Raw genomic sequence first — 22,827 nt, 5'->3', positions numbered from 1 at the left:
GGAGAAGGCGGGGATGAAACGCTCAACCATCAACCAGATCATGCAGGCGGCGGATGAGATGATCCGCCATCACGGCTTTACCTTGCCGCCCTTTGCCGATTGGACCCCCGACCAGTTCGCCGCGAATAAGACCCGTGCCGCGCGGGTCATTTCGGGGCGCTGTGGGTGGGACATTACAGATTACGGGCAAGGGCGCTTTGACGATCTGGGTCTGTTCCTCTTTACGTTGCGCAATGGCCTTCTGTCCGACCTGCAGCGCGGGGGCGGTATGTGCTATGCCGAAAAGCTGTTGATTTCACGCCAAGATCAACTGTCGCCGATGCACACCCATGTCATCAAGGCCGAGGATATCATCAACCGCGGTGGCGCGACTTTGGTGGTGGAGCTGTTTGGATCGGACGAAAAGGGCGGCTTTGCGCCCGACCGGGGTGGCCTTGTGCGCTGCGACGGGATCGACCGCGCTTTTGCCCCCGGCGAAAAGCTGCGGCTCGCGCCCGGTGAAAGCGTCACCCTGATGCCGGGCGATTGGCATGCCTTCTGGGGCGAGGGCGGCGATGTGCTGATCGGCGAGGTCTCGACCGTCAACGATGATGAGACCGACAACGTTTTCCGCGAACCCATCGGCCGATTTGCCGAGATCGAGGAAGACGAGGCCCCGCTGCATCTTCTGGTCAGCGATTATCAGCGTTGGTTGAGCTAGGGCCTGTAACGGCCTGCGACCCCTAAGTTATCAAGAAAAAAGGCGGCCCGGATTAGGGCCGCCTTTTGAATTGGTCTGTGCCCGGCTTAGTTCGACGGGCAAACCCGGTTCACCAGCGGGACCGTACAAACCACGGTCGGCGTGGTGGTGGCCGGCGCGGTGGTGGCTGAAGCCGTGGTCGGTGCCGTGGTGGTGACCGCTGTTGCCGTCGCGGGCGCCGGGGCCACGGAACCTAATGTCACGACCGGCACGGGCATAACGCTGGGTTTTGGCACGATGATCACGGGCTCCACCGGTTTCTTGGGCTGGGGCGGCGGCAGGGTTAGCCCCTTGGGCATCGAGCCATCGGCGTTCAGAACGATCACTTTGGTGTTGTCGGGCACCCGCTCATAAAGGTCGATCACGTCTTGGTTGATCATGCGGATGCAGCCCGACGAGGCATTGCGCCCGATAGACTTCCATTCCGGCGTGCCATGAATCCGGTAGCCATGGTCGATGCCATTGGTGGTCAGATACAAGGCCCGTGCCCCCAATGGGTTGTCCAACCCGCCGGGCTGACCCTTTTCCCACTTGGACAGTTCGGGCTTGCGCTCGATCATTTCCTTTGGCGGGGTCCAGGTTGGCCAGGGCTTGCGCCCTGTGATCAAGGCTTCGCCCGACCACTGGAAACCCGCCTTGCCGACGGAAATGCCATAGCGGATCGCCCTGTTCTTGCCCGTCACCAAAAAGAGGTGTTTGCTGGCTGGATCGATGATGATGGTCCCGACCGGCTGGTCGGTTTCATAGGCCACAGTCTGGCGTTGGAACTGCTGCGGCACCTTTTCCACCGGGACGGCTGGCAGATTGAACTCGTTGTCCGCCTTGGCCGAATAGACCCCCTCAATCAGCTGAGGCGCTTTGGGCAGATCAGCGGTCATCACACCGCTGCCCGTCGCGGAAGGGTCGACCACGCAGGCGGAAAGCGCAAGCGACAGGCAGGTTGCAGCAACGAGGCGAGAGGCAAGCGTCAGCATGGAGATATCCAAGAGAATCCGGGCCCAAAGGGCCATTATTTTGAGTATGACTACTCCAGTGGCCCGGTCACGTCAAAGCCCCATGGCTCACGCAATGGTGAATGCGACCGGAAAGATCAAGACCGGTGCTAAAGCGTTGTGCGCAGGTGCCAAAGTTCGGGGAACAACTCCACCTCTAGCATCCGCCGCAGATAGCTGACACCCGATGTGCCACCTGTGCCGCGCTTCAGGCCAATCACGCGTTCCACCGTGGTGACATGGTTGAACCGCCAGCGTCGGAAGTAATCTTCAAAATCCACCAGCTTCTCGGCCAGTTCATAGGCCTGCCAATAGCGGGTTGGGTCGCGATAGACGATCTCCCAGACCTCGCGCACCGCATCCTGCGCCACCCAAGGCTGGCGCAGATCGCGGGTTAGCACGTCTGCTGGAACTGGAAGCCCAGCCCGCGCCAGATGGTGCAAGGCCTCATCATAAAGCGATCGGCGCGCCAGTTCGGCCTCAAGCTTGGCCGTCAGATCGGCACGGTGGGCATGGGGCTTCAGCATGGCCAGATTGCGATTGCCGACCGCATATTCGATCAGCCGGTATTGCCAAGACTGAAAGCCCGACGACTGGCCTAGACCGTTGCGAAAGGTGGTGTAATCGGACGGCGTCATCGTGCGCAGCACGTCCCAGGCGTTGTTCAGTTGTTCAAAGATTCGGCTGATCCGGGCCAACATCTTGAACGCCTCGGGCGCGCGGTCAGAGGCAATCGCGTGGCGCGCGGCGTCCAACTCATGCAGCGCAAGGCGCATCCAGAGCTCAGAGGTTTGGTGCTGAATGATGAACAGCATCTCGTCATGTGCGCCCGTCAACAGGCGCTGGGCGTCGAGAATACGGTCGATCTGCAGATAGTCGCCATAGGACATGCGGCCGTCGAACGACATCTGAGCACCCTCGCGGGCGGGGTCATAGGTGGTCATGAAACTCTCCGTCGGTGTGAAGGGAAGGGGGCGTCAGGCGACGCCGCCCCTCCGGTTCAGCACCGAAAGATTGCCGATCTGCCGCCACAGGCACGTCCAGCCTGAGGGACGGCACAACGGCGCGCTTGCGGCTTTCACTTTGGTCAAAATACTCCCGCCGGAGGCTTCGACGCCAAGGGCAGGAGCCTCCGGCGGGAGTATTTGAGCCAAGATGAAATTCCGCATCTTCAGGTGACCTTTTTGCGGGTCTTGAATTCGGGGGTATCCCACAGCGATTTGGCCATGATCTCGGCCAGGATTGCCACGGCCTGTGCCACCTCGTCATGGGTGGTGTAGAGCGGGGTGAAGCCAAAGCGGATGATATCAGCCGCGCGGAAATCGCCGATCACGCCTTTGGAAATCAGCGCCTGCATGATGGCGTAGCCTTCTGGGTGACGGAACGACACCTGACTGCCGCGCATCGTGTGATCGCGCGGGGTGGCAAGGGTGAGGGTGGGGCAGGCCGCCTCGACCCCCGCGATGAACTGGTCGGTGAGCGCGAGCGAGCGGGCGCGCAGTGCTGCCATATCGACGCTGTCCCAAATGTCGAGCGAGGCTTCGAGGGCGGCCAGTTGCAAAATCGGCGGGGTGCCTACGCGCATCCGTTCGACGCCCGTGGCGGGGCGGTAGTCAAGGTCAAAGGCGAAAGGCGCGTCATGGCCTTGCCAGCCAGCAAGCGCGGGGCGGGCGCGGTCCTGATGGCGGGGCGCGACATAGATGAAGGCCGGGCCGCCGGGGCCGGAATTCAGGTATTTGTAGGTGCAGCCGCAGGCGAAATCTGCGCCCGCGCGAGCCAATTCGACCGGGAAGGCACCTGCCGAATGGGCCAGATCCCAGATCGTCAGCGCGCCTTTTTCATGGGCGCGCTTGGTGATCGCGGCCATGTCATGTTTGCGCCCCGTGCGGTAGTCCACCTCGGTGATCAGGGTGACGGCCACGGTGTCGTCAATGGCGTCCATCACCTCTTCAGGGGCGACGATTTTCAAGGCATAGCCCTCGCCGAGCGTGCGGCAGAGGCCTTGCGCCATGTAAAGGTCGGACGGGAAGTTCCCGGAATCGCTGAGAATAACCTTGCGCGGGGCGTTCATCTCAAGCGCTGAAGCCAGTGCCTGATAGACCTTGATCGACAGCGTGTCCCCCATGGCGACCGAGTTCGCTTCCGCCCCGATCAGCCGGGCAATTCGGTTGCCCACGCTCATCGGTTTGTCCATCCATCCGGCCCGGTTCCAGCCGGTGATGAGCATGTCGCCCCATTCGTCCTGCACGGTTTTGGCCACCCGCGCCACAGCGGCGCGCGGCAAGGGACCCAGCGAATTGCCGTCCAGATAAATCAGCCCGGTGGGCAGGTGAAACTGGGCACGGGTGGCGGCGAAATCGGTCATTTTGGTCCTCTGGATTTGGCGCAAGGGTCGCACCCTTCGTTGCGGCAATCAAGGGAGCGGCCGAAAAAACTTCAAGCTTGAAATTCTTGATGCGGTTTTGCGACGGAGGGCTTGGAAGAATGCGACGCTTTGATGCTGGAAAGCGGTTGCATGTGCAGGGCCCTTGGGCATTATGCATCCGCAGAATGCGGGGGAGAGGCCAGAGTGCAGGCACTTTTGGCAAAAGGGCTGGATTGGCCGCCGGTGTGGACATTGGGCGGGCTGGTGGCGATCTGGCTGCTGGCCTTGATTCCCTTGCCAATTGGCTTTGGCACCTTCGCGCCGGGTCTTGCGCTGGCCTGTTTGATCCTTGGCCTCTGGCTGATGGGCAAGGCGGTCTTGCGGATGCGCGCCCATGGAACAACTGTGATCCCGCATAGGGTGCCGCAGGCTTTGGTGACCGACGGTGTGTTCGCGCTGTCGCGCAATCCGATCTATCTTGGCGACGTGCTGATCCTTTTTTCTGCGACATTTTGGACAAATTCAATAACCGGCCTAGCTGTGCTAGCGGGATTTGTTTGGGTGATCACCAATCGGTTCATCAAACCCGAAGAAGAGCGTCTTGCGGCTGCCTTTGGCGACCGGGCGGCGGAATGGTTTACGCGTGTCAGGCGCTGGATCTGACGAAACAAGAAGCCGGGGCGGCTGCGCCTTTGGGAAACGGGGGGAATTCAGTGAAAATCGGAGCTTTGAAGGAAATCTTTGACGGCGAGAACCGGGTTGCGATGACGCCGGAGTCGGCGCTGCAGCTGGTCAAGCTGGGGCATAGTTGCTGCATTGAGGCGGGGGCTGGGGCCAAGGCGGGCTTTTCCGACGCGCTTTATGCGGCCGCCGGGGTTGAGGTGTTGAAAAACGCCAAGGCCGTCATTGAGGCGGCGGATGTGCTTGTCAAAGTGCGGGGGCCTGAAGAAAAAGAGGCCAAGCTTCTGCGCGAGGGCCAGACGCTGATTTCCTTCTTCTGGCCTGCTCAGAATGAAGCTTTGCTGAAGCTGGTGGCCGAGCGTGGCGCAACCGTTGTCGCCATGGATATGGTGCCGCGGATTTCGCGCGCTCAGAAGATGGACGCGCTGTCGTCGATGGCCAATATCGCGGGCTACCGCGCGGTGATCGAGGCGGGCAATAACTTTGGCCGCTTTTTCACCGGTCAGGTGACAGCGGCAGGCAAGGTGCCGCCCGCCAAGGTGCTGATCGTCGGCGCAGGTGTCGCAGGGCTTGCTGCCATCGGCACAAGCGTGTCGCTGGGTGCCATTGTGCATGCCTTTGACGTGCGTCCCGAGGTGGCCGAACAGATTGAATCGATGGGCGCGTCGTTCGTCTATCTGGAATTTGACGCCAGCGAGTTGCCCGATGGGGCCGCGACGGGCGGCTATGCCGCGCCCTCAAGCCCGGCGTTCGCGGCCAAGCAATTGGCGAAGTTCCGCGAATTGGCGCCCGAGATGGACATCGTCATCACCACCGCCCTGATCCCGGGTCGGCCCGCGCCGAAACTGTGGACCAAGGACATGGTCGCCATGATGAAGCCGGGCTCGGTCATTATCGACCTTGCGGCGGAACGCGGCGGCAACTGTGATCTGACGATTGCCGATGAAAAGATCGTTTCCGAAAATGGCGTCACCATTGTCGGCTACACCGATTTTCCCAGCCGGATGGCGGCGCAGGCCTCGACGCTTTATTCGACCAACATCCGCCACATGCTGACGGATCTGACGCCCAAGAAGGACGGCGTCATCTTCCACAATATGGAAGATGACGTGATCCGGGGCGCGACTGTGGCGAAGGACAAGGCGGTAACCTTCCCGCCGCCGCCGCCGAAGATCGCAGCGATTGCTGCAGCCAAGCCGAAAGAAAAGGTCAAAGAGCTTACCCCTGAAGAGCGCCGCGCTGCGGAAGCCGCGGCCTTCAAGGCCGAGACGCGCACCCAAGTGGGCATGCTGATCGGGGGCGGGGCGCTGATCCTGCTTGCGGGCTTGTTCACCCCGGCCAGCTTTATGTCGCACTTCATCGTCTTTGTGCTGTCGGTCTATGTCGGCGTGCAGGTGATCTGGAATGTCAGCCACTCGCTGCACACGCCCCTGATGGCGGTCACCAACGCGATTTCGTCGATCATCATTCTGGGCGCCCTGATGCAAATCGGGTCGGGCAACTGGCTGGTGGTCATCCTTGCGGCTTTGTCGGTCTTCATGGCGGGGATCAACATTTTCGGGGGCTTTATGGTCACCCGGCGCATGCTCGCCATGTTCCAAAAGTCGTAAGGGGGCCGAAATGGAATACGGATTTACCACGGCGGCCTATGTGGTTGCGGCAGTTTTGTCGATTCAGTCGCTGGGCGGCTTGTCGGGACAAGAAAGCGCCAAGCGCGCGGTTTGGTATGGCATTGCGGGCATGGCTTTGGCCGTGGCGGCCACGCTTATGGGACCGGGCTATGGCAACTGGTTGATTTCCCTAGTGATGATTGCCGTCGGCGGCGCCATTGGCTGGGTTGTGGCACAGCGCGTGCAGATGACGGAAATGCCACAGCTGGTGGCCGCAATGCACTCGCTTGTGGGTCTGGCGGCGGTGTTCATCGGCTATAACACCGAGATCGAGATGGCGGGCATTGCTGCGCTGCAAGCGGCGGGTGACGCCGATGCATTGGCAGCCCTGTCGGGTTTTGCCCTTAAGATCGCCGAGAAATCGGCCTCGGAAATCGCCATTTTGAAGATTGAAACCTTCCTTGGCGTGTTCATCGGTGCGGTGACCTTCACCGGGTCGGTGATTGCCTATGGCAAACTGGCAGGCAAGGTGGACGGCAAGGCGACCAAGCTTCCGGGCGGTCATGTGCTGAACGCAAGCGCTGCAGCGCTGTCGCTGATCTTGATGGTGATGTACTTTAACGGGGCCGGCACTTGGGCGCTGATCGCCATGACGATTGCCGCCTTCTTCATCGGCTATCACCTGATCATGGGCATTGGCGGGGCAGACATGCCGGTCGTCGTGTCGATGCTGAACAGCTATTCCGGCTGGGCGGCAGCGGCGATTGGCTTTTCGCTGTCGAATGACCTGCTGATCGTGGTTGGCGCGCTGGTGGGTTCGTCGGGTGCGATCCTGTCTTACATCATGTGTAAGGCGATGAACCGCAGCTTTATCTCGGTGATCTTGGGCGGCTTTGGCGGCACCACGGGCCCGGCGATGGAAGTCACCGGCGAGCAGATTGCCATCGATACTGACGGTGTGGCGGCGGCGCTGAATGAGGCGGACAGCATCATCATCATTCCGGGCTACGGCATGGCGGTGGCGCAGGCGCAGCAATCGGTCAGCGAACTGACCCGCAAGCTGCGGGCGAAGGGCAAGACCGTGCGTTTCGCCATTCACCCGGTGGCGGGGCGCTTGCCGGGCCACATGAACGTGCTTTTGGCCGAAGCGAAGGTGCCTTACGATATCGTTCTGGAAATGGACGAGATCAACGACGATTTCCCGTCCACCGACGTGGCCATCGTGATCGGATCGAACGACATCGTGAACCCGGCCGCACAGGAAGACCCCAACAGCCCGATCGCCGGGATGCCGGTTTTGGAATGCTGGAAGGCCAAGCAGGTGTTCGTGTCCAAGCGCGGGCAGGGCACCGGCTATTCGGGCATCGAGAATCCGCTCTTTTACAAAGAGAACACCCGGATGTTCTATGGCGATGCGAAGAAGTCGCTCGACGCCCTGTTGCCGCTGATCGATTAAGCTTCGGCATCAAAATCAGGCATCTGGCCCCGGGGACACCCCCGGGGCCTTTGCATTTCGGCAACAGGTGAGGGGCATACGCCGGTATGCTGCGTTTTTGCATGGCGCGAGGGGCTCGGGCTTGGGCAATCAAGGACTTACAACATCCGGATGACCCCCATGCCTGCCTTGCCGAACCTGCCCGACCATCCCCAGCGCTATGCCATGGTGAATGAGCTGCACGCGCGGCCCTTTCCCGTGCTGGAAGCGCCGTGCATGGCCGCCTATGTCGCCATCAAGGAGCCGGTGGATGCCGCCAACCGCGACCGGACCTTGGACAAGGCGCATCTGCTGGCGCTTTTGGATCGCAACGGCGCGGCCCATCCTCAGCCCGATGCGACGCATTATGCAGGACCCATTGGCCGGTCTGAATTGAAATGGGAAAGCCACACGGAGTTCGTGACCTATTCGGCCTTTACCCCGGGTCTGTCGGCGCGCGTCTTTGACCCCATCGAGGCCGAGGTGTTCCCGGCGGAGTGGGTCGCAGCCGCGCCGGGCAAGCGGCTGACCTCGGTCTTGATCCGGGTTGAGACGCTGCCTACGGATGAGGCCGAATTGGTGGCGCGGCTGGATGACTGGTTTGTCGGTGAAAGCCTTGCCGTCGCCCGCGTGGTCGACGGGGCGGCCGTGATTGCGGGGGATTTCCGCATTGATCCGGCGGGCCACATGCGCTTTGCCGTGTTTGTGCAGCCCGGCACCGGGGGGCGTCGGGTGGGTCGCATCGTGCAGCGGCTCTGCGAGATCGAAACTTACCGCGCCATGTCGATGCTGGGGCTGATGCGCTCGCGGCAGTTGACGGCGCAGCTCAATTCACTGGATCCGCGGCTGGCGGCATTGGTCGGGGCCTTGGATGACACCGAGCCGTCGCCGGATGCGGCGCTTCACAACCTTTTGGCCATCTCGGCTGAGCTGGAAAGCCTTGCGGTCAAGTTCTCGTTCCGCTTTGGGGCGACGGCGGCCTATGAGGCGATCCTCAATCAACGCGTGCAGGTCTTGCGCGAAGAGCGGGTGGCGGGGCGGCAGACCTTTGGCGAATTCATGATGCGCCGCTATGATCCGGCGATGCGCACGGTGAAATCGGCCGAAAAGCGGTTGAAGGAAATGGCCGAACGGGCGGAACGCGCGGCGGAACTCTTGCGCACGCGGGTGGATGTGGAGCGGTCAGCCCAGAACCAGAAGCTTTTGGAAAGCATGGACCGCCGCGCCGATCTGGCGCTGCGGTTGCAGCACACGGTGGAAGGGCTGTCGGTGGTGGCGATCAGCTATTACGCGGTCAGCCTTGTGGCCTATCTGGCGGCACCCTTTGGCAAAGGGCTGGGCATGAGCAAAGAGGCCCTGACGGCAGCGCTTGTGCTGCCGGTGGTGGGCGCCGTTTGGTTCATGGTGCGGCGCATTCGCAAGGCGATGCAATAAGCCGATGTTCTTGCGAGGCGCGCGCGGGGTCAGCGCCCGCGCGCTTTGGGATCCAGCGCGTCGCGCAAGCCGTCGCCGATGTAATTGACGCTGAGCACGGTCAGTGAAATCGCCAGACCCGGCCAGATCACCCGCTCGGGGTAAAGCTGCATGTATTGCAGCCCGTCAAACAACAACCGCCCCCAAGTCGGGAAATCGGGCGGAAAGCCCAGACCAAGGAACGAGAGCACGCTTTCAGTGATGATCGCCTCGGCAATGCCCAAGGTGGCGGCCACCATGACGGGCGAGATCACATTGGGCAGGATGTGGCGCAGGATCACCCGGCGCGGTGGGGTACCGATGGACCGCGCGGCCAGCACATATTCGCGTTCTTTCAAGGCCAGCACTTCGCCCCGCACGATGCGGGCAGCGTGCATCCAGCTTGTCACCCCGATGGCAAAGACGATCAGGATAAACGCCCCCATTTCCGGGCCAACGATGCCCGCGATCTTGTCGCGAAAGAGCATCACCATGACGAGGAGAAGCGGGATCAGCGGCAGAGCCAGAAACATATCGGTCAGCCGCATCAACGGACCATCCAGCCGCTTGAAATAGCCTGCCAGCACGCCGATGAAGGTGCCGACAAAGATCGCGATCAGCATGGCGGCAAAGCCCACGGCGAGGGACACCCGGCCCGCCTGCATCATGCGCTCAAGGATGTCGCGGCCGATCTGGTCGGTGCCCATCGGATGCGCCCAGCTTGGCGGTTTGTTCTTGTTCAGGATCTGTTGGGTGGTGGTCAGCTCGGGCGCTTGCCAAAACAACGGGCCGATCAGCACGAAAACCACCAGAAAGCCCAAGACGCACAGGCCAAAGACCGCGCCTTTGTGCTGGCGGAACTGTCGCCAGATCGCGGCGGACTGGCTTTCGGGTTTGTCGAAGGCAGAGGTATCAGTCATAGCGGATCCTCGGATCGAGAAGGCCGTAAAGCACATCGGCAATCAGGTTGAAGGTCACGATCAGGATCGCGAAGATAAAGGCCAGCGTCTGCACCATCGGCAGGTCATTGGCATGGATCGCCCCGATCAGGGCCGCGCCGATGCCGCTGACGCCAAAGAGGTTTTCCGTGATAATTGCACCGCCAAAGATCGACGGGATGCCAAGGGCGATGATGGTGACAACCGGGATCATCGAATTGCGCAGCACGTGTTTCAAAACCACCGTGCGTTCCGACATGCCTTTGGCGCGGGCGGTGCGGACATAGTCTTGCTTCATGTTGTCCAGCATGGATGACCGCATATAGCGGCTGATGGCGGCCGCATTTGCCAGACCCAGCACCATGACCGGCATCGCCATCTGGCGCAGTTGTTTCAGGAAGCTTTCCCAGTCCGTCACTTCCAGCGTGGTGTCATATTTGGTCGGGAACCAGCCCAACCAAACGCCAAAGATGATGATGAACACCGTGCCGGTGAAGAAGGTCGGCACCGAAAAGCCGATCATGGCGAACATGGTGCCGAATTGGTCAAAGAGCGAATACTGTTTGTAGGCCGAATAGATCCCGATCGGCAGCGCAATCAGGACGCCGACCAGATAGGCCGTGCCGATCACCGTGAGGGTTTGTGGCAGACGTTCCGCGATCAGCGGGAACACCGGGCTGCGGGTTTGATAGCTGATGATGCGCTGCATGCCTTCGGCATAGGTCGTGCCAAAGAGGGCATCGATGCCGTTCAGGGGTTCAACCCAGAAAAACTGTTTTAACCAAAGAAGATAGCGCACATAAATCGGCTGGTTTACGCCCAAGGATTCCAGGATCTTTTCGCGCACTTCGGGCGGCACGGTCAGCGGGATCTCTGACGCGGGGCTGCCGGGAGCCAGATCAACCAGCAGAAAAATGACAAGACTGATCAGCAAAAGCGTCGGGATGGCCAGCAAAAGCCGTCTCAGCGTGTAAGTGAGCATGGGGCGGTGCGCCTTTGGTCAGCAGTCTTTACGAAGGGGTGAAAAAGGGGCGGGCCGATGCGGGCCCGCCCCCCAGAAACGCTTAGATCACTTGACGCGGAACCAATCCTGGGCGTTCCACAGTTCGGTGTCCCAGGTGTTTAGAACCACACCGCCAAGGGTGGTCGAAGCAGCCGACAGGCGGCCACGGTCAACCAGCGGCACCACGACCATGCTGTCTTTGGTCAGCATGTCGTTCATCTTCTTGGCCAGCTCAGAGCGCTTGCCCATCTCGGCGGTTGCCGACATTTCCTTGACCAAGGCGTCATATGCCGGGTCGCAGAAACGGTTGATGTTTTCGCCCTGCCACTGGTTGTCCGGGCCCGGGATCTTGTCGCACATGTACTGCGCCAGATAGGGCTCGGGATCGGTGCCGTCGAAGTTGTTGGCGTACATTTCGACATCCGAATAGAACTTCTGGAAGGTGTCGGGCGAACCGGCATCCCCACCGAAGAAGACCGAAGCGTCGATGTTCTTCAACTCAACGCCGACGCCAATCTCGTTCCACCAGCCCTTGATCAGCGCTTGGAAGTCCTGACGGACGGGGTTGGTCGAGGTTTGGTACAAGAGCTGCAGCTTCTTGCCGTCTTTTTCGCGGATGCCGTCAGCACCCACGACCCAGCCAGCCTCATCCAAAAGCGCCTTGGCGCCTTCGAGGTCCTGGGTCAAGCAGCCGGTGTTGTCCGAGGCAAACATTTCCGGTGCGGGCACCAGATTGCAGGTCGGACGGCCAGCCGCGCCATAGCCGATATCGACGAGGATCTGACGGTCAATCGCCTTCGACAGTGCGGTGCGCACCTTGATATCGGAAAGGATCGGGTGCGGATGCTTGGTGGTCGAACGCTCACCCTCGGGCAGGTCTGCCGAAGGATCGGTCATGTTCATCTCGATCCGCTCAACGAGCGTGCCGAAACCGTTCAGGAACACGCCCTTGCCGCCGCCAGCCATGGCTGCCTGCAGTTCGGGGTTGATCTGGGTGTTCCAAGCATAGTCAAACTCGCCGGTTTCCATCACAGCGCGTGCTGCGGCTTCGGCATCGCCGCCGCCCTTGACGGTCATGGTGGCGAAGGCGGGCTTTGCCGGGTCACGGTAGTTGGTGTTCGCGGCCAAGGACACGGTGTCGTTGGTCTTGAACTCGGTCACGACAAAGGGGCCAGTCCCGATCGGGCCAAAGTTCTGATCGGTGCAGGTCGAGGCCGCTGCGCCAAGGCAGTTGGCGAATTGTGCGGCCTGCAGGATGGGCGAGGTGCCGCCGACAAAGGCGGTGTAGGGGTTCGGCTTCGGGCCCGAGAACGTGATGACGATGGTCAGCTCGTCCGGGGTGTCGATGGCCGTGATGCCCTCATAACGGGCCGCTTGGGCGCAGCCACCTTCGGGATGGGTGCAATATTCCCACGTGAATTTCGCATCGGCCGAGGTCACCGGCGTGCCGTCGGACCACAGAAGGCCGGGCTGCAGCTTCCAAGTGATCGAGGTCAGGTCAGCGGCCACGCCGCCGTTTTCCACGGTCGGAACGCCGTCAGCCAGACGGGCGACCACTTCGCCCTTTTCGTTAAAACCAGCCAGACCTTCGAGGATCAGCGACGCGGTTTCCACGTCTTTGGTGCCCGAAGACAGGTAGGGGTTCAACGTCGAGGGGGCCTGCCAATACAGCACGTTGACATTGCCATCGGCGCCACGTTCGGCGAATGCGGCGGGCGCGAAGGCCACGGCGCAGGCGGCGCCCAGAAGGGCTGTTTTCAGTTTCATGTCGTCTCTCCTTGTTGGTTAAGCTCGATAACCTCGGGTGCGCCGGTTGGTCCGGCGTCCGTGTTTTGGGTAAAAAGATGGCATGCCACAAAGCGGCCCGCTTCAACCTGCGTCAGGTTGGGGCGCGTGATGCGGCATTGGTCAAAGACCTTGGGGCAGCGGGTGGAAAAGCTGCAGCCTTTGGGCGGATTGGCGGGCGAGGGCACATCGCCCTTCAGAATGATCCGTTCGCGCCGGGCGCGGTTCGGATCGGGTTCGTTGACCGCTGACAACAGCGCCTCGGCGTAAGGGTGCAGGGGCTTTGCGTAAAGGTCATCGCGCGGGGAAAGCTCGGCAATCCGGCCCAGATACATCACCGCCACCCGGTCCGCGATATGGCGCACCATCGACAGATCGTGGCTGATGAAGAGATAGGTCAGCCCGAACTTTTCCTGCAAGTCTTCCAGAAGGTTGACCACCTGCGCCTGAATCGACACATCCAGCGCGGCAATCGGTTCGTCGCAGACGATGAACTTCGGGTTCAGCGCCAGCGCGCGGGCAATGCCGATGCGCTGCCGCTGACCGCCGGAAAACTCATGCGGGTAGCGGTTGGCAAAGCGGCGGTTCAGGCCGACCGCATCCATCAGCTCATAAACGCGCGCTTGGCGTTCGTCCGCCGTCATGCGGGTGTGTTCCACCATCGGCTCGGAAATGATCGCCGAAAGCGTCATGCGCGGGTTCAGGCTGGCCTGAGGGTCTTGAAACACCATCTGCATCGAGGGGCGTTTCTTGCGCAGGGTTTCGGCGTCGAGCGTCGCGATATCCTCGCCCTCAATCACCACGCGGCCCGCAGTCGGCTCATAAAGCCGCAACAGCGCGCGGCCCACGGTGGATTTGCCGCAGCCAGATTCGCCCACAAGACCAAGGGTTTCCCCGGCTTGAATGGTAAAGGACACCCCATCCACCGCCTTGACGTCGCCGGTGTGGCGGCGAAAGACGCCGGTATAGATCGGAAAGTGCATCTTCAGATCTTCGACCTGAACCAGCGGATCGGGGCGGGTGTCACGCATCGGCGACCTCCGGGGTCCAGTGGCATGCGACATCATGGCCATGGCCCAAGGGCGCGCCATCAATGGCGCGGCGGGCGGGGTTTTCCGCCTCACAGATCGCCATGGCATGGCTGCAGCGCGCCCGGAACGGACAGGATGTCGGTGCGTCGTTCAAAATCGGCGGCTGGCCTTCGATCACTTGCAACCGCGCTTCACGCGCGCCGGAAATCGAGGGAATGGTTTTCAGCAAAGCGCGGGTGTAGGGGTGGCGCGGATTGGCGAAAATCTCTTTCACCGGGCCATGTTCGGCCACCTGACCGCCGTACATCACCATCACCCGGTCGGCCACGGCGGCGATAACGCCCAGGTCATGGGTGATCCAGATGATCGCCATGCCCAGCTTTTGGCGAAGTTCCTTCACCAGTTCAAGAATTTGCGCCTGAATCGTCACGTCCAGCGCGGTGGTGGGTTCATCGGCAATCAGCACATCGGGATTGCAGGCCAAGGCGATGGCAATCATCACCCGCTGACGCATGCCGCCGGAAAACTGATGCGGATAGGATTTCAGTCGGCTGCGCGCATCGGGGATGCCGACCAGTTCCAACAGCTCAACCGCGCGGGCCTCGGCGCGGGCCTTGTCCATGCCCATATGCTCGCGCAGCGGCTCCATGATCTGCATGCCGACGGTGAACACCGGGTTGAGGCTGGTCATTGGGTCTTGGAATACAAAGCCGATTCTGGCCCCGCGCACATGGCGCAAATCCTCGGCCCCGATCTTCAGCAGATCTTGGTCGCCCAGCATCACCTGACCGCCCCGAATTTCGGCGGGCGGCGAGGGGAGTAGGCCGATCAAGCTCATCATGGTGACCGACTTGCCCGAGCCACTTTCACCCACCACGCCCAGCACTTCCCCCCGGTTGAGGTGAAAGCTGACCGAGTTCACGGCGTGAATCTCGCCCCCGCGGGTGCGGAAAACGGTCTTCAGCCCCCTGACATCAAGGACGGGCGCGGCCCCATCGGGCATATGTAACTCCCCAGCTTCTTGTTTTTATTTTGTTTTTGGCGATGCGCCCGCTGTTCTTTGACAGCATTGCCGCGCACAGTTTGGCAAGTCTTTCCGATTTTGATGCACCTATCAACCCTGTTTCTATGCGCCGATATGACGGAGGGGCGCGGCAATCTGCACGGGGAGTCGGGCGAAATGCCATGGATTGACAGGGACCAGAGGCAGCGCCACCTTCGCCGCAAGATATAGGGGAGGCCTAGCCATGGAAGAATTGACGTCGCGTCAGGTGTTGGAACGGTTGGTGGCTTTTCCCACGGTCAGCCGGGACAGCAATCTGGCGCTGGTCGATTGGCTTGAGGGCTATTTGACCGGCCATGGCATCGAATGTCACCGCCATTGGAATGAGGATCGGCAGAAAGCCGCGCTGATGGCCCATGCCGGGCCGCGGGTTGAGGGGGCGGTCGTCTTGTCGGGCCATTCCGATGTGGTGCCAGTGGATGGGCAGGACTGGACAACCGACCCTTGGACTGTTGTCGAACGCAATGGTCGGCTTTACGGGCGCGGCACCTGCGACATGAAGGGCTATGTCGCCCTGTCGGTCTGGGCCTTGGTGCGGGCGCAAAAGATGGGCGTGCGGCGGCCTGTGCAACTGGCATTGTCCTATGACGAAGAGGTGGGCTGCACCGGCGCGCCGCCGATGATCGAGACGATGGGGAAGGTTTTGCCCAAAGGGGCCGCTGCGCTGATTGGCGAGCCGTCGAACATGAAGATCATCACTGGTCATAAGGGTGGCACTGGGTTTCATGTGCATGTGAAGGGGTTTGAGGTGCATTCCTCGCTTCTGCCCTATGGCGTGTCTGCCATCATGGAGGGCGCGCGGCTGATCGGTTGGGTCAATGACCGCAACGCCGAAATTCAGGCCCATGCGCCGACCCCGATTGCGTCGACGTTTTATCCGCCCTTCACCACGCTGCATGTCGGCATGATCTCGGGCGGCACGGCGCATAACATCACAGCCGCCGATTGCCGGTTCGCGGTGGAAATGCGGGTGGTGCCGGGTGAGGATGTCGAGGCGCATGCCCGCACCTTTGAGGCCGAAGCTGCACGCATGGATGCACTTCTCAAGGCGCAGCGCCCCGAAGCGGGGGTGCATCTGGAGCGGTTCTTCGGGGTGCCCGCTCTGGTGCCCGAGGCCGACGGCGAGGCTGAGGCGATTGCGCGCCGCCTGACCGGCGACAACGCGACCGGCGTGGTCAGCTATGGCACGGAGGCCGGGCAGTTTCAGGAGGCGGGCTATTCCGCCATCGTCTGCGGGCCGGGCGACATCGCGCAGGCGCATCAGCCGGATGAATACCTTGAAGTGAGCGAGTTTCAGGCAGGCCAACGGTTTATGGAGCGGCTTTTGGACGAATGCGCATGAGCGGCTTTCCGATCTCACTGGCGCGCCCGGCGCGGTTCACGGCACCTTTGCCTACGGCCGCCGATGTGGTGGTCATCGGCGGCGGCATCATGGGGGTCATGACCGCATGGTATCTGGCCGAGGCCGGGGTCAAGGTGGTCTTGTGCGAAAAGGGCCGCGTGGCGGGCGAGCAATCCAGCCGCAACTGGGGCTGGATCCGCCAGCAGGGCCGGGATCTGGCGGAACTGCCGATCATGGTTGAATCGATGCGCCTGTGGAAAGGGCTGTCGTCCGAGTTCGGCGCAGGCTTGGGCTTTCGCCAAGAAGGCGTGATGTACCTTGCCCGCACCGAGGCCGAGATGGCGGGGTTTGAGGACTGGCGCAAACAAGCGATGGTGCATCAACTGGATACGGTGATGCAGACGCCCGACCAGATCAAGGCGCGGATTTCGGGGGTTGCTGCTCCTTGGATCGGTGGGATGTTGACCCCGTCAGATGCGCGGGCCGAGCCTTGGGTGGCCGTGCCGATGCTGGCCGAGGGCGCGGAGGCACGTGGCGCGGTGATTGTGGAAGACTGCGCGGTGCGGCGGCTGGATCGCGCAGGCGGGCGCATCACCGGGGTTTACACCGAAAAGGGCCGCATCGCCTGCGATCAGGTCGTTGTGGCGGGGGGCGCGTGGTCGTCCTTGTTCTTGCGGGCCGAGGGGGTGGAGATCCCGCAGCTGTCGGTGCTGGCGTCGGTGGCGCAGACCGAACCGATGCCCGAGGTCTTTGCCGGCAATGCGGCGGATGATCTTTTTGCCTTTCGCCGTCGTCAGGACGGCAGCTATTCGATCGCACCCGGATCACATCATGATTTCTTTTTGGGTCCCGATGCGTTTCGTCATGTCTTCAAGTACTTGCCGACACTCAAGGCCGATTGGCGCAAGACCCGGTTTCGCGCCACCGCGCCGCGCCATTACCCCGATGGTTGGCGCACCGCGCGCGGTTGGCAAGGCGATGAGGTATCGCCCTTTGAACAGTTGCGGATCTTGGACCCCAAACCGAACATGGCCACGCTGGGCCGGGTTCAGGACGAATTCGCCGCCGCTTTGCCTGCGCTGGGCCGACCCAAACTGCGCAGCGCTTGGGCTGGGATGATCGACACCATGCCCGATGTGGTGCCGGTGATCGACCGCGCCCCGATTGAGGGGCTGGTGATCGCCACGGGCCTTTCTGGGCATGGCTTTGGCATCGGTCCCGGTCTGGGCCGGGTGGTGGCCGATCTGGTGCGGGGCCGCGCGCCCGGGCATGATCTGTCGCGCTTTCGGCTGTCGCGGTTCCGGGACGGGTCCTCATTGAAAGTGGCGCGCGGGTTGTAGCGCGGCACTTTTCCCTAGACGCCGCCGATGTGGCCCCTATGAGGGGCGCTTCGCGCGGGGAAAGACCATGACCGAATTCTGCGGTATCGACTTTGGCACATCAAACTCCACGGTTTCGCTGGCCGGGCCAACCGGGCCTGCGCGGCTGATCGCGCTGGAGGATGCGCATCTGACGCTGCCTTCGGCGGTGTTCTGGGCCGAGGATGGGCCGGCTCTCTTTGGGCGCGCCGCGATGGCCGCCTATATCGAGGGCGACGAAGGCCGCCTGATGCGCGGGCTGAAATCAACGCTGGGGTCGGGGTTGATTGATGAGCGCACGGTGGTGGGACGCCGCGCGGTGACGTTCCGGGATGTTTTGTCAAAATTCATCAGACACATGCGCGACGTTCTTGAGGAAAATTCGCCGGGCGTTGACCGGGTCGTTCTGGGCCGCCCGGTGCATTTCGTTGACGGTGATGCGGCGGCCGATCAGGCGGCCGAAACCGCGCTGGCCGAGATTGCGGCGGCGGTGGGGTTCAAGGACATTGCCTTTCAGTTCGAACCGATCGCGGCGGCCTTGCAGTATGAGGCGGGGGTGGTGCGCGAAGAGATCGTGCTGATCGTCGATATCGGCGGCGGCACCTCGGACATCTCCTTGGTCCGCGTCTCGCCCGAACGGGCGCGGGCGGTGGACCGGGCCGCTGACATTTTGGGCAATGGCGGCATTCGTCTGGGCGGTACGGATTTTGACCGCAGCCTGTCCTTGGCCGAGGTGATGCCGCATCTGGGCCATGGCAGCAGCCTGAATGGCGGCAAGGCATTGGTTCCGAACCATTATTTCCTTGATCTGGCGACGTGGCACCGGATCAACAGCCTGTATACTCCGAAGAAAGCAACTGAAATCAAATCGCTTTTGGCGGACGCTGACCGCGCCGATCTGGTGGGCCGCTTTGCCCATGTGGTGGGCCTGCGCGCGGGGCATGCGTTGGCGATGGAGGTGGAAGCGACGAAGATTGCGCTGTCGTCTGCGCCTATGCATCGGATGCAGCTAAAGCCGATCACCGGTGGGCCGAACCCGATGGCGAGTGCCGAGCGGTTGGCCGAGTGTCTGGCATCGGGCCTGGACCGGATCGGCGGGCTCATGGCCGAGGTGCTTGCTGAAGGCGGGCTGACACCGGCGCAGGTGGGGACGGTGTTCTTGACCGGCGGATCATCCGACCTGCCCGCCTTGCGCGCGCTGGTGGGCCGCGTGCTGCCCGGTGTGCCGGTGGCGACGGGGGATATGCTTGGCTCGGTTGGGGCGGGGCTGGCGCTTGAGGCGCGGCGGCGTTTCGCCTGAGGCTTTGGTCAGATCGCCCGGAACCGGGGGCTTGCGGCGCGCGTGCGATTGGCCGAAGCTGTCGGCCAAAGGAGTCCTCCCATGCCGCCCAAGAACCGCTTTGCCGAGATGCTGCCCGAGCTGACCGCGATCCGCCACGATTTCCACGAAAACCCCGAGCTGTTGTTCGATGTGCACCGCACTGCCGCCAAGGTGGCCGAGTTCTGCCATGCCATTGGCTGTGACGAGGTGGTGGAAGGTATTGGCCGCACCGGGGTTGTCGCGGTGATCAAGGGCAAGACGGATACCAAGGGCCGGGTGATCGGATTGCGCGCCGATATGGACGCGCTGCCGATTCATGAGCAGACCGGGGTGGGTTATGCCTCGAAAACTCCGGGCAAGATGCATGCCTGCGGCCATGACGGGCATACGACTATGCTGATGGGCGCGGCCAAGTATTTGGCGGAAACCCGCAACTTTGACGGCACCGCCGTAATGATTTTCCAGCCTGCCGAAGAGGGTGGCGGCGGCGGGCGCGAGATGTGCGCCGATGGCATGATGGATCGCTGGGGTATCAATGAGGTGTACGGCATGCACAACATGCCCGGCATTCCGGTGGGCCAGTTCGCCATTCGCCCCGGTGCGATGATGGCGGCGGCGGATCAGTTCGAAATAGTGGTCACAGGTAAGGGCGGCCATGCGGCCAAACCGCATGACTGCATTGATACCACGGTGGTCGCGGCCCATATCATCGTGGCCTTGCAGACCATTGCCTCGCGCGGGGTGGATCCGTTGAAGCAGGTGGTGGTTTCGGTCTGCACCGTGGCCACCGACAGCACGGCGCATAATGTCATCCCGCAGGTGGTCAAGATGAAGGGCACCGCACGGACGATGGATTTCGGCGTGCAGGATTTTGTCGAGCGCCGGGTGAAAGAGATTGCCGAGGGCACCGCACTCGCCTTGGGCGCCAAGGCCGAGGTGACCTATACGCGCGGCTATCCGGTGACGGTGAATACGCCCGAGAACACCGATTATGCGGCCGAAGTGGCCAAGGCGGTGTCGGGTAAGGTCGACACGGATACCGCGCCCCTGATGGGGGCTGAGGATTTCAGCTTTATGCTGCTGGAACGCCCCGGCGCCTATATCTTCTTGGGCAATGGCGACACCGCGATGGTGCATCACCCCGCCTATAACTTTGACGACAGCGCCATTCCCTTTGGGTCAAGCTGGTATGCCGGCATGGTCGAGGCGCGGTTGCCTGCGGCATGATCGCTGCAGGGCTGGCCACGGCTTAGTCATAGCTAAGCTTAGTCGCCTTCCCGCGAAAGATGACATAGGCCAGCACCGTATAGCCCAAGATCACCGGCAGCACGACAAGCGTGCCGACAAGGATGATCGACAGGCTTTCGGTGGCGGCGGCCGCCTGCCAGATCGTCATCTTTTCGGGCACGATATAGGGGTAAAAGCTGTAGGCCATTCCGAAAAAGCCCAAGACCATCAGCACAACCGCGCCCACAAAGGGGAACCAGGCAAAGCTGTCATCCCGCGTGGGCAGGCGGCGCAGTGAGAGCCAGAGGAGCGCCACCAGAAGCGCCGACATCAAGGGCAGGGGGACCAGCGCCACCACTTCGGGGAAGCTGAACCATTTGTCGAAGATGCGCTGTGAGACGAGGGGCGTGGCGGCGGACACTGCCCCCATCCCCAAGACCACGCCCCAGATGCCGCCCTTGGCCCAGTGCACCGCCTTGAGTTGCAGCGCGCCATCGGTCTTGAAGATCACCCAGCCCGCCCCGATGAAGGAATAGGCCACCGTCAGCGCCCCGGCGGTCAGCATGGCGAAGGCCATGGTCGCAAGGCTCCACTCCAGCCCCATGATGTAGATGCCGAGCATAAAGCCCTGCGAGAGCGAGGTCATCAAGGACCCAGCCCAAAAGGCGGTGTCCCAAGGTTTCTTGTGCCCAAGCGGTGCCTTGGCGCGAAACTCAAAGGCCACGCCGCGCAGGATCAGCCCGATCAGCATAACCGCCACGGGCAGGTAAAGCGCGGTCAGGATCGTGCCATGCGCGGTGGGAAAGGCCACCAGCAAAAGACCGATGGCCAGCACAAGCCAAGTCTCGTTCGCATCCCAGAACGGACCGATCGAGGCGATCATGCGGTCACGCTCGGGTTCGGTGGCGAAGGGGAAGAGAAGGCCGACGCCAAGGTCAAAGCCGTCCAGTACGACATAGAGAAGGATCGACGCCCCCATCAGGGCGGCGAAGATCAGGGGCAGGGCTTCGGGGTGAAACATGGCCTTACTCCGCCGGTTGCAGGCTGGGCATGGGGTGCGGGGCGGGGGGCTGCCCGGCCTTGGCGGCCAGATGGAACAGCACCCCGACATAGGCCGCGATCAGCGCGGCATAGACCACCAAATAGGCCAGCAGCGTTGACAGAACCATCCCGGCCGCCACATCGCCCACGGCCTCTTTCACCGTCAGCACCCCATGGACCAGCCAAGGCTGGCGGCCGATTTCGGTGGTGTACCACCCGGCGAGTGTGGCACCCCATCCGGCAAAGCTCATGCCTGCAAGGCCCCAGAGGGCGGGGCGCGGCAACGCCTCAACCCCGCGCCGCCAGATCAGCCAGACGCCGCCCCAGCTGACCAAAAGCATCAGCATCCCGATCCCGACCATGATGCGGAACGACCAGAACACGGCGGCCACCGGCGGATGTTGCGGTGTGCCATCCTCGGCCACAAAGTCGTTCAACCCCGGCACCACGCCCGCAGGATCGTGTTTCAGGATCACCGAGGCCATCGACGGGATGCCAACTTCAAACCGGTTCTCGCGGGCGGCCTCGTCGGGCAGGGCAAACAGCAGCAAGGGCACATGGCCGCCGGTCTCCCAATTGCCTTCCATCGCGGCGACCTTGGCGGGTTGGTGTTCCAGAGTGTTCAGCCCGTGCATGTCGCCCGCAAAGATCTGCACGGGAATGAGGAGCGCGCCCAGCGCCAGGCCAAAGCGAAGCCCTGTGGCCACGGCGGGCGTGCGGTCGTGGCGCAGCCAGCGCCAAGCGGAAAGCCCCGCAATCAGGAAGGCCACCGTCAGACCGCTGGCCAAAAGCATATGGGCCAGCCGGTAGGGCAGTGAAGGGTTGAAGATGATGGCCCACCAGTCGACGGCATAGACGATCCCGTCGCGCAGCTCATACCCCGCGGGGGTGTGCATCCAGCTGTTGAGGACAAGGATCCAGAACGCACTCATCGTGGTGCCGAAGGCGACAAGGAAGGTGGCCAGCGTGTGCAGCCAGCCCGGCACGCGGCTGGCCCCAAAAAGCATGATGCCCAAGAACACCGCCTCAAGGAAAAAGGCGGTCAGCACCTCATAGGCCAGAAGGGGCCCCGCGACATTGCCAACGACCTCCATGAAGCCCGGCCAGTTGGTGCCAAACTGGAAGGACATGGTGATGCCCGAGACGACGCCAAGGGCAAAGGACAGGGCAAAGACTTTGACCCAGAACAGGTACAGATCCATCCACTTGCGGTCCGCCGTGCGATTGAAGCGCAGTTTGAAGAACAACAGCACCCAGCCAAGCGCGATGGTGATCGTTGGAAACAGGATGTGGAACGAGATATTCGTCGCGAACTGGATCCGGGACAGTAACAGCGTATCCATGATGCACCTTTTTGCTTTGGTGCAGAGATAGGCCCGTTTGCTGGGGTTGGAAGGGTCCTGCG

19 protein-coding genes are annotated in these 22,827 nt (G+C 62.1%); 9 read left to right on the top strand and 10 right to left on the bottom strand.

The window, feature by feature from the left end; all coding sequences use genetic code 11:
- Nucleotides 1-13 precede the first annotated feature (13 nt).
- On the top strand, nt 14-700 hold the full coding sequence (locus tag AC72UB_RS06035) for a D-lyxose/D-mannose family sugar isomerase (RefSeq protein WP_505188974.1): 687 nt from the start codon (nt 14-16) through the stop codon (nt 698-700).
- An 86-nt stretch (nt 701-786) separates the two neighbouring features.
- On the opposite strand, the gene AC72UB_RS06030 is transcribed toward AC72UB_RS06035, so the two are convergent.
- The 3 genes from AC72UB_RS06030 to kynU form a co-directional block, all read right to left on the bottom strand.
- Nucleotides 787-1,713, bottom strand: coding sequence for a L,D-transpeptidase (locus AC72UB_RS06030; protein WP_505188973.1), 927 nt, complete (start codon nt 1,711-1,713; stop codon nt 787-789).
- 128 nt (nt 1,714-1,841) lie between these two features.
- Entirely contained in the window at nt 1,842-2,675 is an 834-nt protein-coding gene (gene kynA / locus AC72UB_RS06025; RefSeq protein WP_505188972.1) for a tryptophan 2,3-dioxygenase, read from the bottom strand.
- A gap of 227 nt (nt 2,676-2,902) precedes the next feature.
- Complete coding sequence (gene kynU / locus AC72UB_RS06020) at nt 2,903-4,096, bottom strand: kynureninase (RefSeq protein ID WP_505188971.1); 1,194 nt, start codon at nt 4,094-4,096, stop codon at nt 2,903-2,905.
- Between the two features lie 204 nt (nt 4,097-4,300).
- Between kynU and AC72UB_RS06015 the strand changes: the two genes are divergently transcribed.
- From AC72UB_RS06015 to AC72UB_RS06000, 4 genes are all read left to right on the top strand, one after another.
- Nucleotides 4,301-4,759, top strand: a complete 459-nt coding sequence (locus AC72UB_RS06015) for a methyltransferase family protein (protein ID WP_505188970.1) — start codon at nt 4,301-4,303, stop codon at nt 4,757-4,759.
- Between the two features lie 50 nt (nt 4,760-4,809).
- Nucleotides 4,810-6,387: a Re/Si-specific NAD(P)(+) transhydrogenase subunit alpha gene (locus AC72UB_RS06010; RefSeq protein ID WP_505188969.1), complete on the top strand. Its 1,578-nt coding sequence runs from the start codon at nt 4,810-4,812 to the stop codon at nt 6,385-6,387.
- 10 nt (nt 6,388-6,397) lie between these two features.
- A complete protein-coding gene (locus AC72UB_RS06005) occupies nt 6,398-7,843 on the top strand; it encodes an NAD(P)(+) transhydrogenase (Re/Si-specific) subunit beta (RefSeq protein WP_463291503.1) in 1,446 nt (481 codons plus the stop codon).
- 168 nt (nt 7,844-8,011) lie between these two features.
- Entirely contained in the window at nt 8,012-9,295 is a 1,284-nt protein-coding gene (locus AC72UB_RS06000) for a DUF3422 family protein (protein WP_505189137.1), read from the top strand.
- A gap of 29 nt (nt 9,296-9,324) precedes the next feature.
- On the opposite strand, the gene AC72UB_RS05995 is transcribed toward AC72UB_RS06000, so the two are convergent.
- From AC72UB_RS05995 to AC72UB_RS05975, 5 genes are all read right to left on the bottom strand, one after another.
- Nucleotides 9,325-10,233, bottom strand: a complete 909-nt coding sequence (locus AC72UB_RS05995) for an ABC transporter permease (protein WP_505188968.1) — start codon at nt 10,231-10,233, stop codon at nt 9,325-9,327.
- Nucleotides 10,226-11,233, bottom strand: a complete 1,008-nt coding sequence (locus tag AC72UB_RS05990; RefSeq protein ID WP_463291501.1) for an ABC transporter permease — start codon at nt 11,231-11,233, stop codon at nt 10,226-10,228. The genes AC72UB_RS05995 and AC72UB_RS05990 overlap by 8 nt, the downstream gene beginning before the upstream one ends.
- An 87-nt stretch (nt 11,234-11,320) precedes the next feature.
- Nucleotides 11,321-13,021, bottom strand: a complete 1,701-nt coding sequence (locus tag AC72UB_RS05985; protein ID WP_505188967.1) for a peptide ABC transporter substrate-binding protein — start codon at nt 13,019-13,021, stop codon at nt 11,321-11,323.
- On the bottom strand, nt 13,018-14,070 hold the full coding sequence (locus AC72UB_RS05980) for an ABC transporter ATP-binding protein (RefSeq protein ID WP_505188966.1): 1,053 nt from the start codon (nt 14,068-14,070) through the stop codon (nt 13,018-13,020). Before AC72UB_RS05980 ends, AC72UB_RS05985 begins: the two co-directional genes overlap by 4 nt.
- Nucleotides 14,063-15,073 carry an ABC transporter ATP-binding protein gene (locus tag AC72UB_RS05975; RefSeq protein ID WP_505188965.1) on the bottom strand — a complete coding sequence of 337 codons (1,011 nt, stop codon included), beginning with the start codon at nt 15,071-15,073 and terminating at the stop codon, nt 14,063-14,065. The genes AC72UB_RS05980 and AC72UB_RS05975 overlap by 8 nt, the downstream gene beginning before the upstream one ends.
- Before the next feature lie 244 nt (nt 15,074-15,317).
- Here AC72UB_RS05975 and argE point away from each other — a divergent pair, with 244 nt between their 5' ends.
- The 4 genes from argE to AC72UB_RS05955 all read left to right on the top strand — a co-directional run bounded on the left by argE (nt 15,318) and on the right by AC72UB_RS05955 (nt 20,381).
- The gene (argE, locus tag AC72UB_RS05970; RefSeq protein ID WP_505188964.1) at nt 15,318-16,475 is read left to right on the top strand and encodes an acetylornithine deacetylase; all 1,158 of its coding nucleotides are present in this window, start codon (nt 15,318-15,320) and stop codon (nt 16,473-16,475) included.
- Entirely contained in the window at nt 16,472-17,815 is a 1,344-nt protein-coding gene (locus AC72UB_RS05965; protein WP_505188963.1) for an NAD(P)/FAD-dependent oxidoreductase, read from the top strand. Before argE ends, AC72UB_RS05965 begins: the two co-directional genes overlap by 4 nt.
- A 67-nt stretch (nt 17,816-17,882) precedes the next feature.
- Nucleotides 17,883-19,133: an Hsp70 family protein gene (locus AC72UB_RS05960; protein ID WP_505188962.1), complete on the top strand. Its 1,251-nt coding sequence runs from the start codon at nt 17,883-17,885 to the stop codon at nt 19,131-19,133.
- 81 nt (nt 19,134-19,214) lie between these two features.
- Nucleotides 19,215-20,381 carry a M20 aminoacylase family protein gene (locus tag AC72UB_RS05955; protein WP_505188961.1) on the top strand — a complete coding sequence of 389 codons (1,167 nt, stop codon included), beginning with the start codon at nt 19,215-19,217 and terminating at the stop codon, nt 20,379-20,381.
- A gap of 22 nt (nt 20,382-20,403) precedes the next feature.
- Here AC72UB_RS05955 and AC72UB_RS05950 read toward each other — a convergent pair whose 3' ends face one another.
- Both AC72UB_RS05950 and AC72UB_RS05945 read right to left on the bottom strand, forming a co-directional pair.
- Entirely contained in the window at nt 20,404-21,402 is a 999-nt protein-coding gene (locus AC72UB_RS05950) for a cytochrome d ubiquinol oxidase subunit II (RefSeq protein ID WP_505188960.1), read from the bottom strand.
- A 4-nt stretch (nt 21,403-21,406) separates the two neighbouring features.
- Nucleotides 21,407-22,765, bottom strand: coding sequence for a cytochrome ubiquinol oxidase subunit I (locus AC72UB_RS05945; protein ID WP_505188959.1), 1,359 nt, complete (start codon nt 22,763-22,765; stop codon nt 21,407-21,409).
- Nucleotides 22,766-22,827 lie beyond the last annotated feature (62 nt).

The sequence above is a fragment of the Allotabrizicola aquatica (SeqCode) genome (genome assembly GCF_965194375.1).
GTDB lineage: Bacteria > Pseudomonadota > Alphaproteobacteria > Rhodobacterales > Rhodobacteraceae > Tabrizicola_A > Tabrizicola_A aquatica.
The sequence above is the reverse complement of the archived record's forward strand: the minus strand, read 5'-3'. Positions and strand labels throughout refer to the sequence as shown.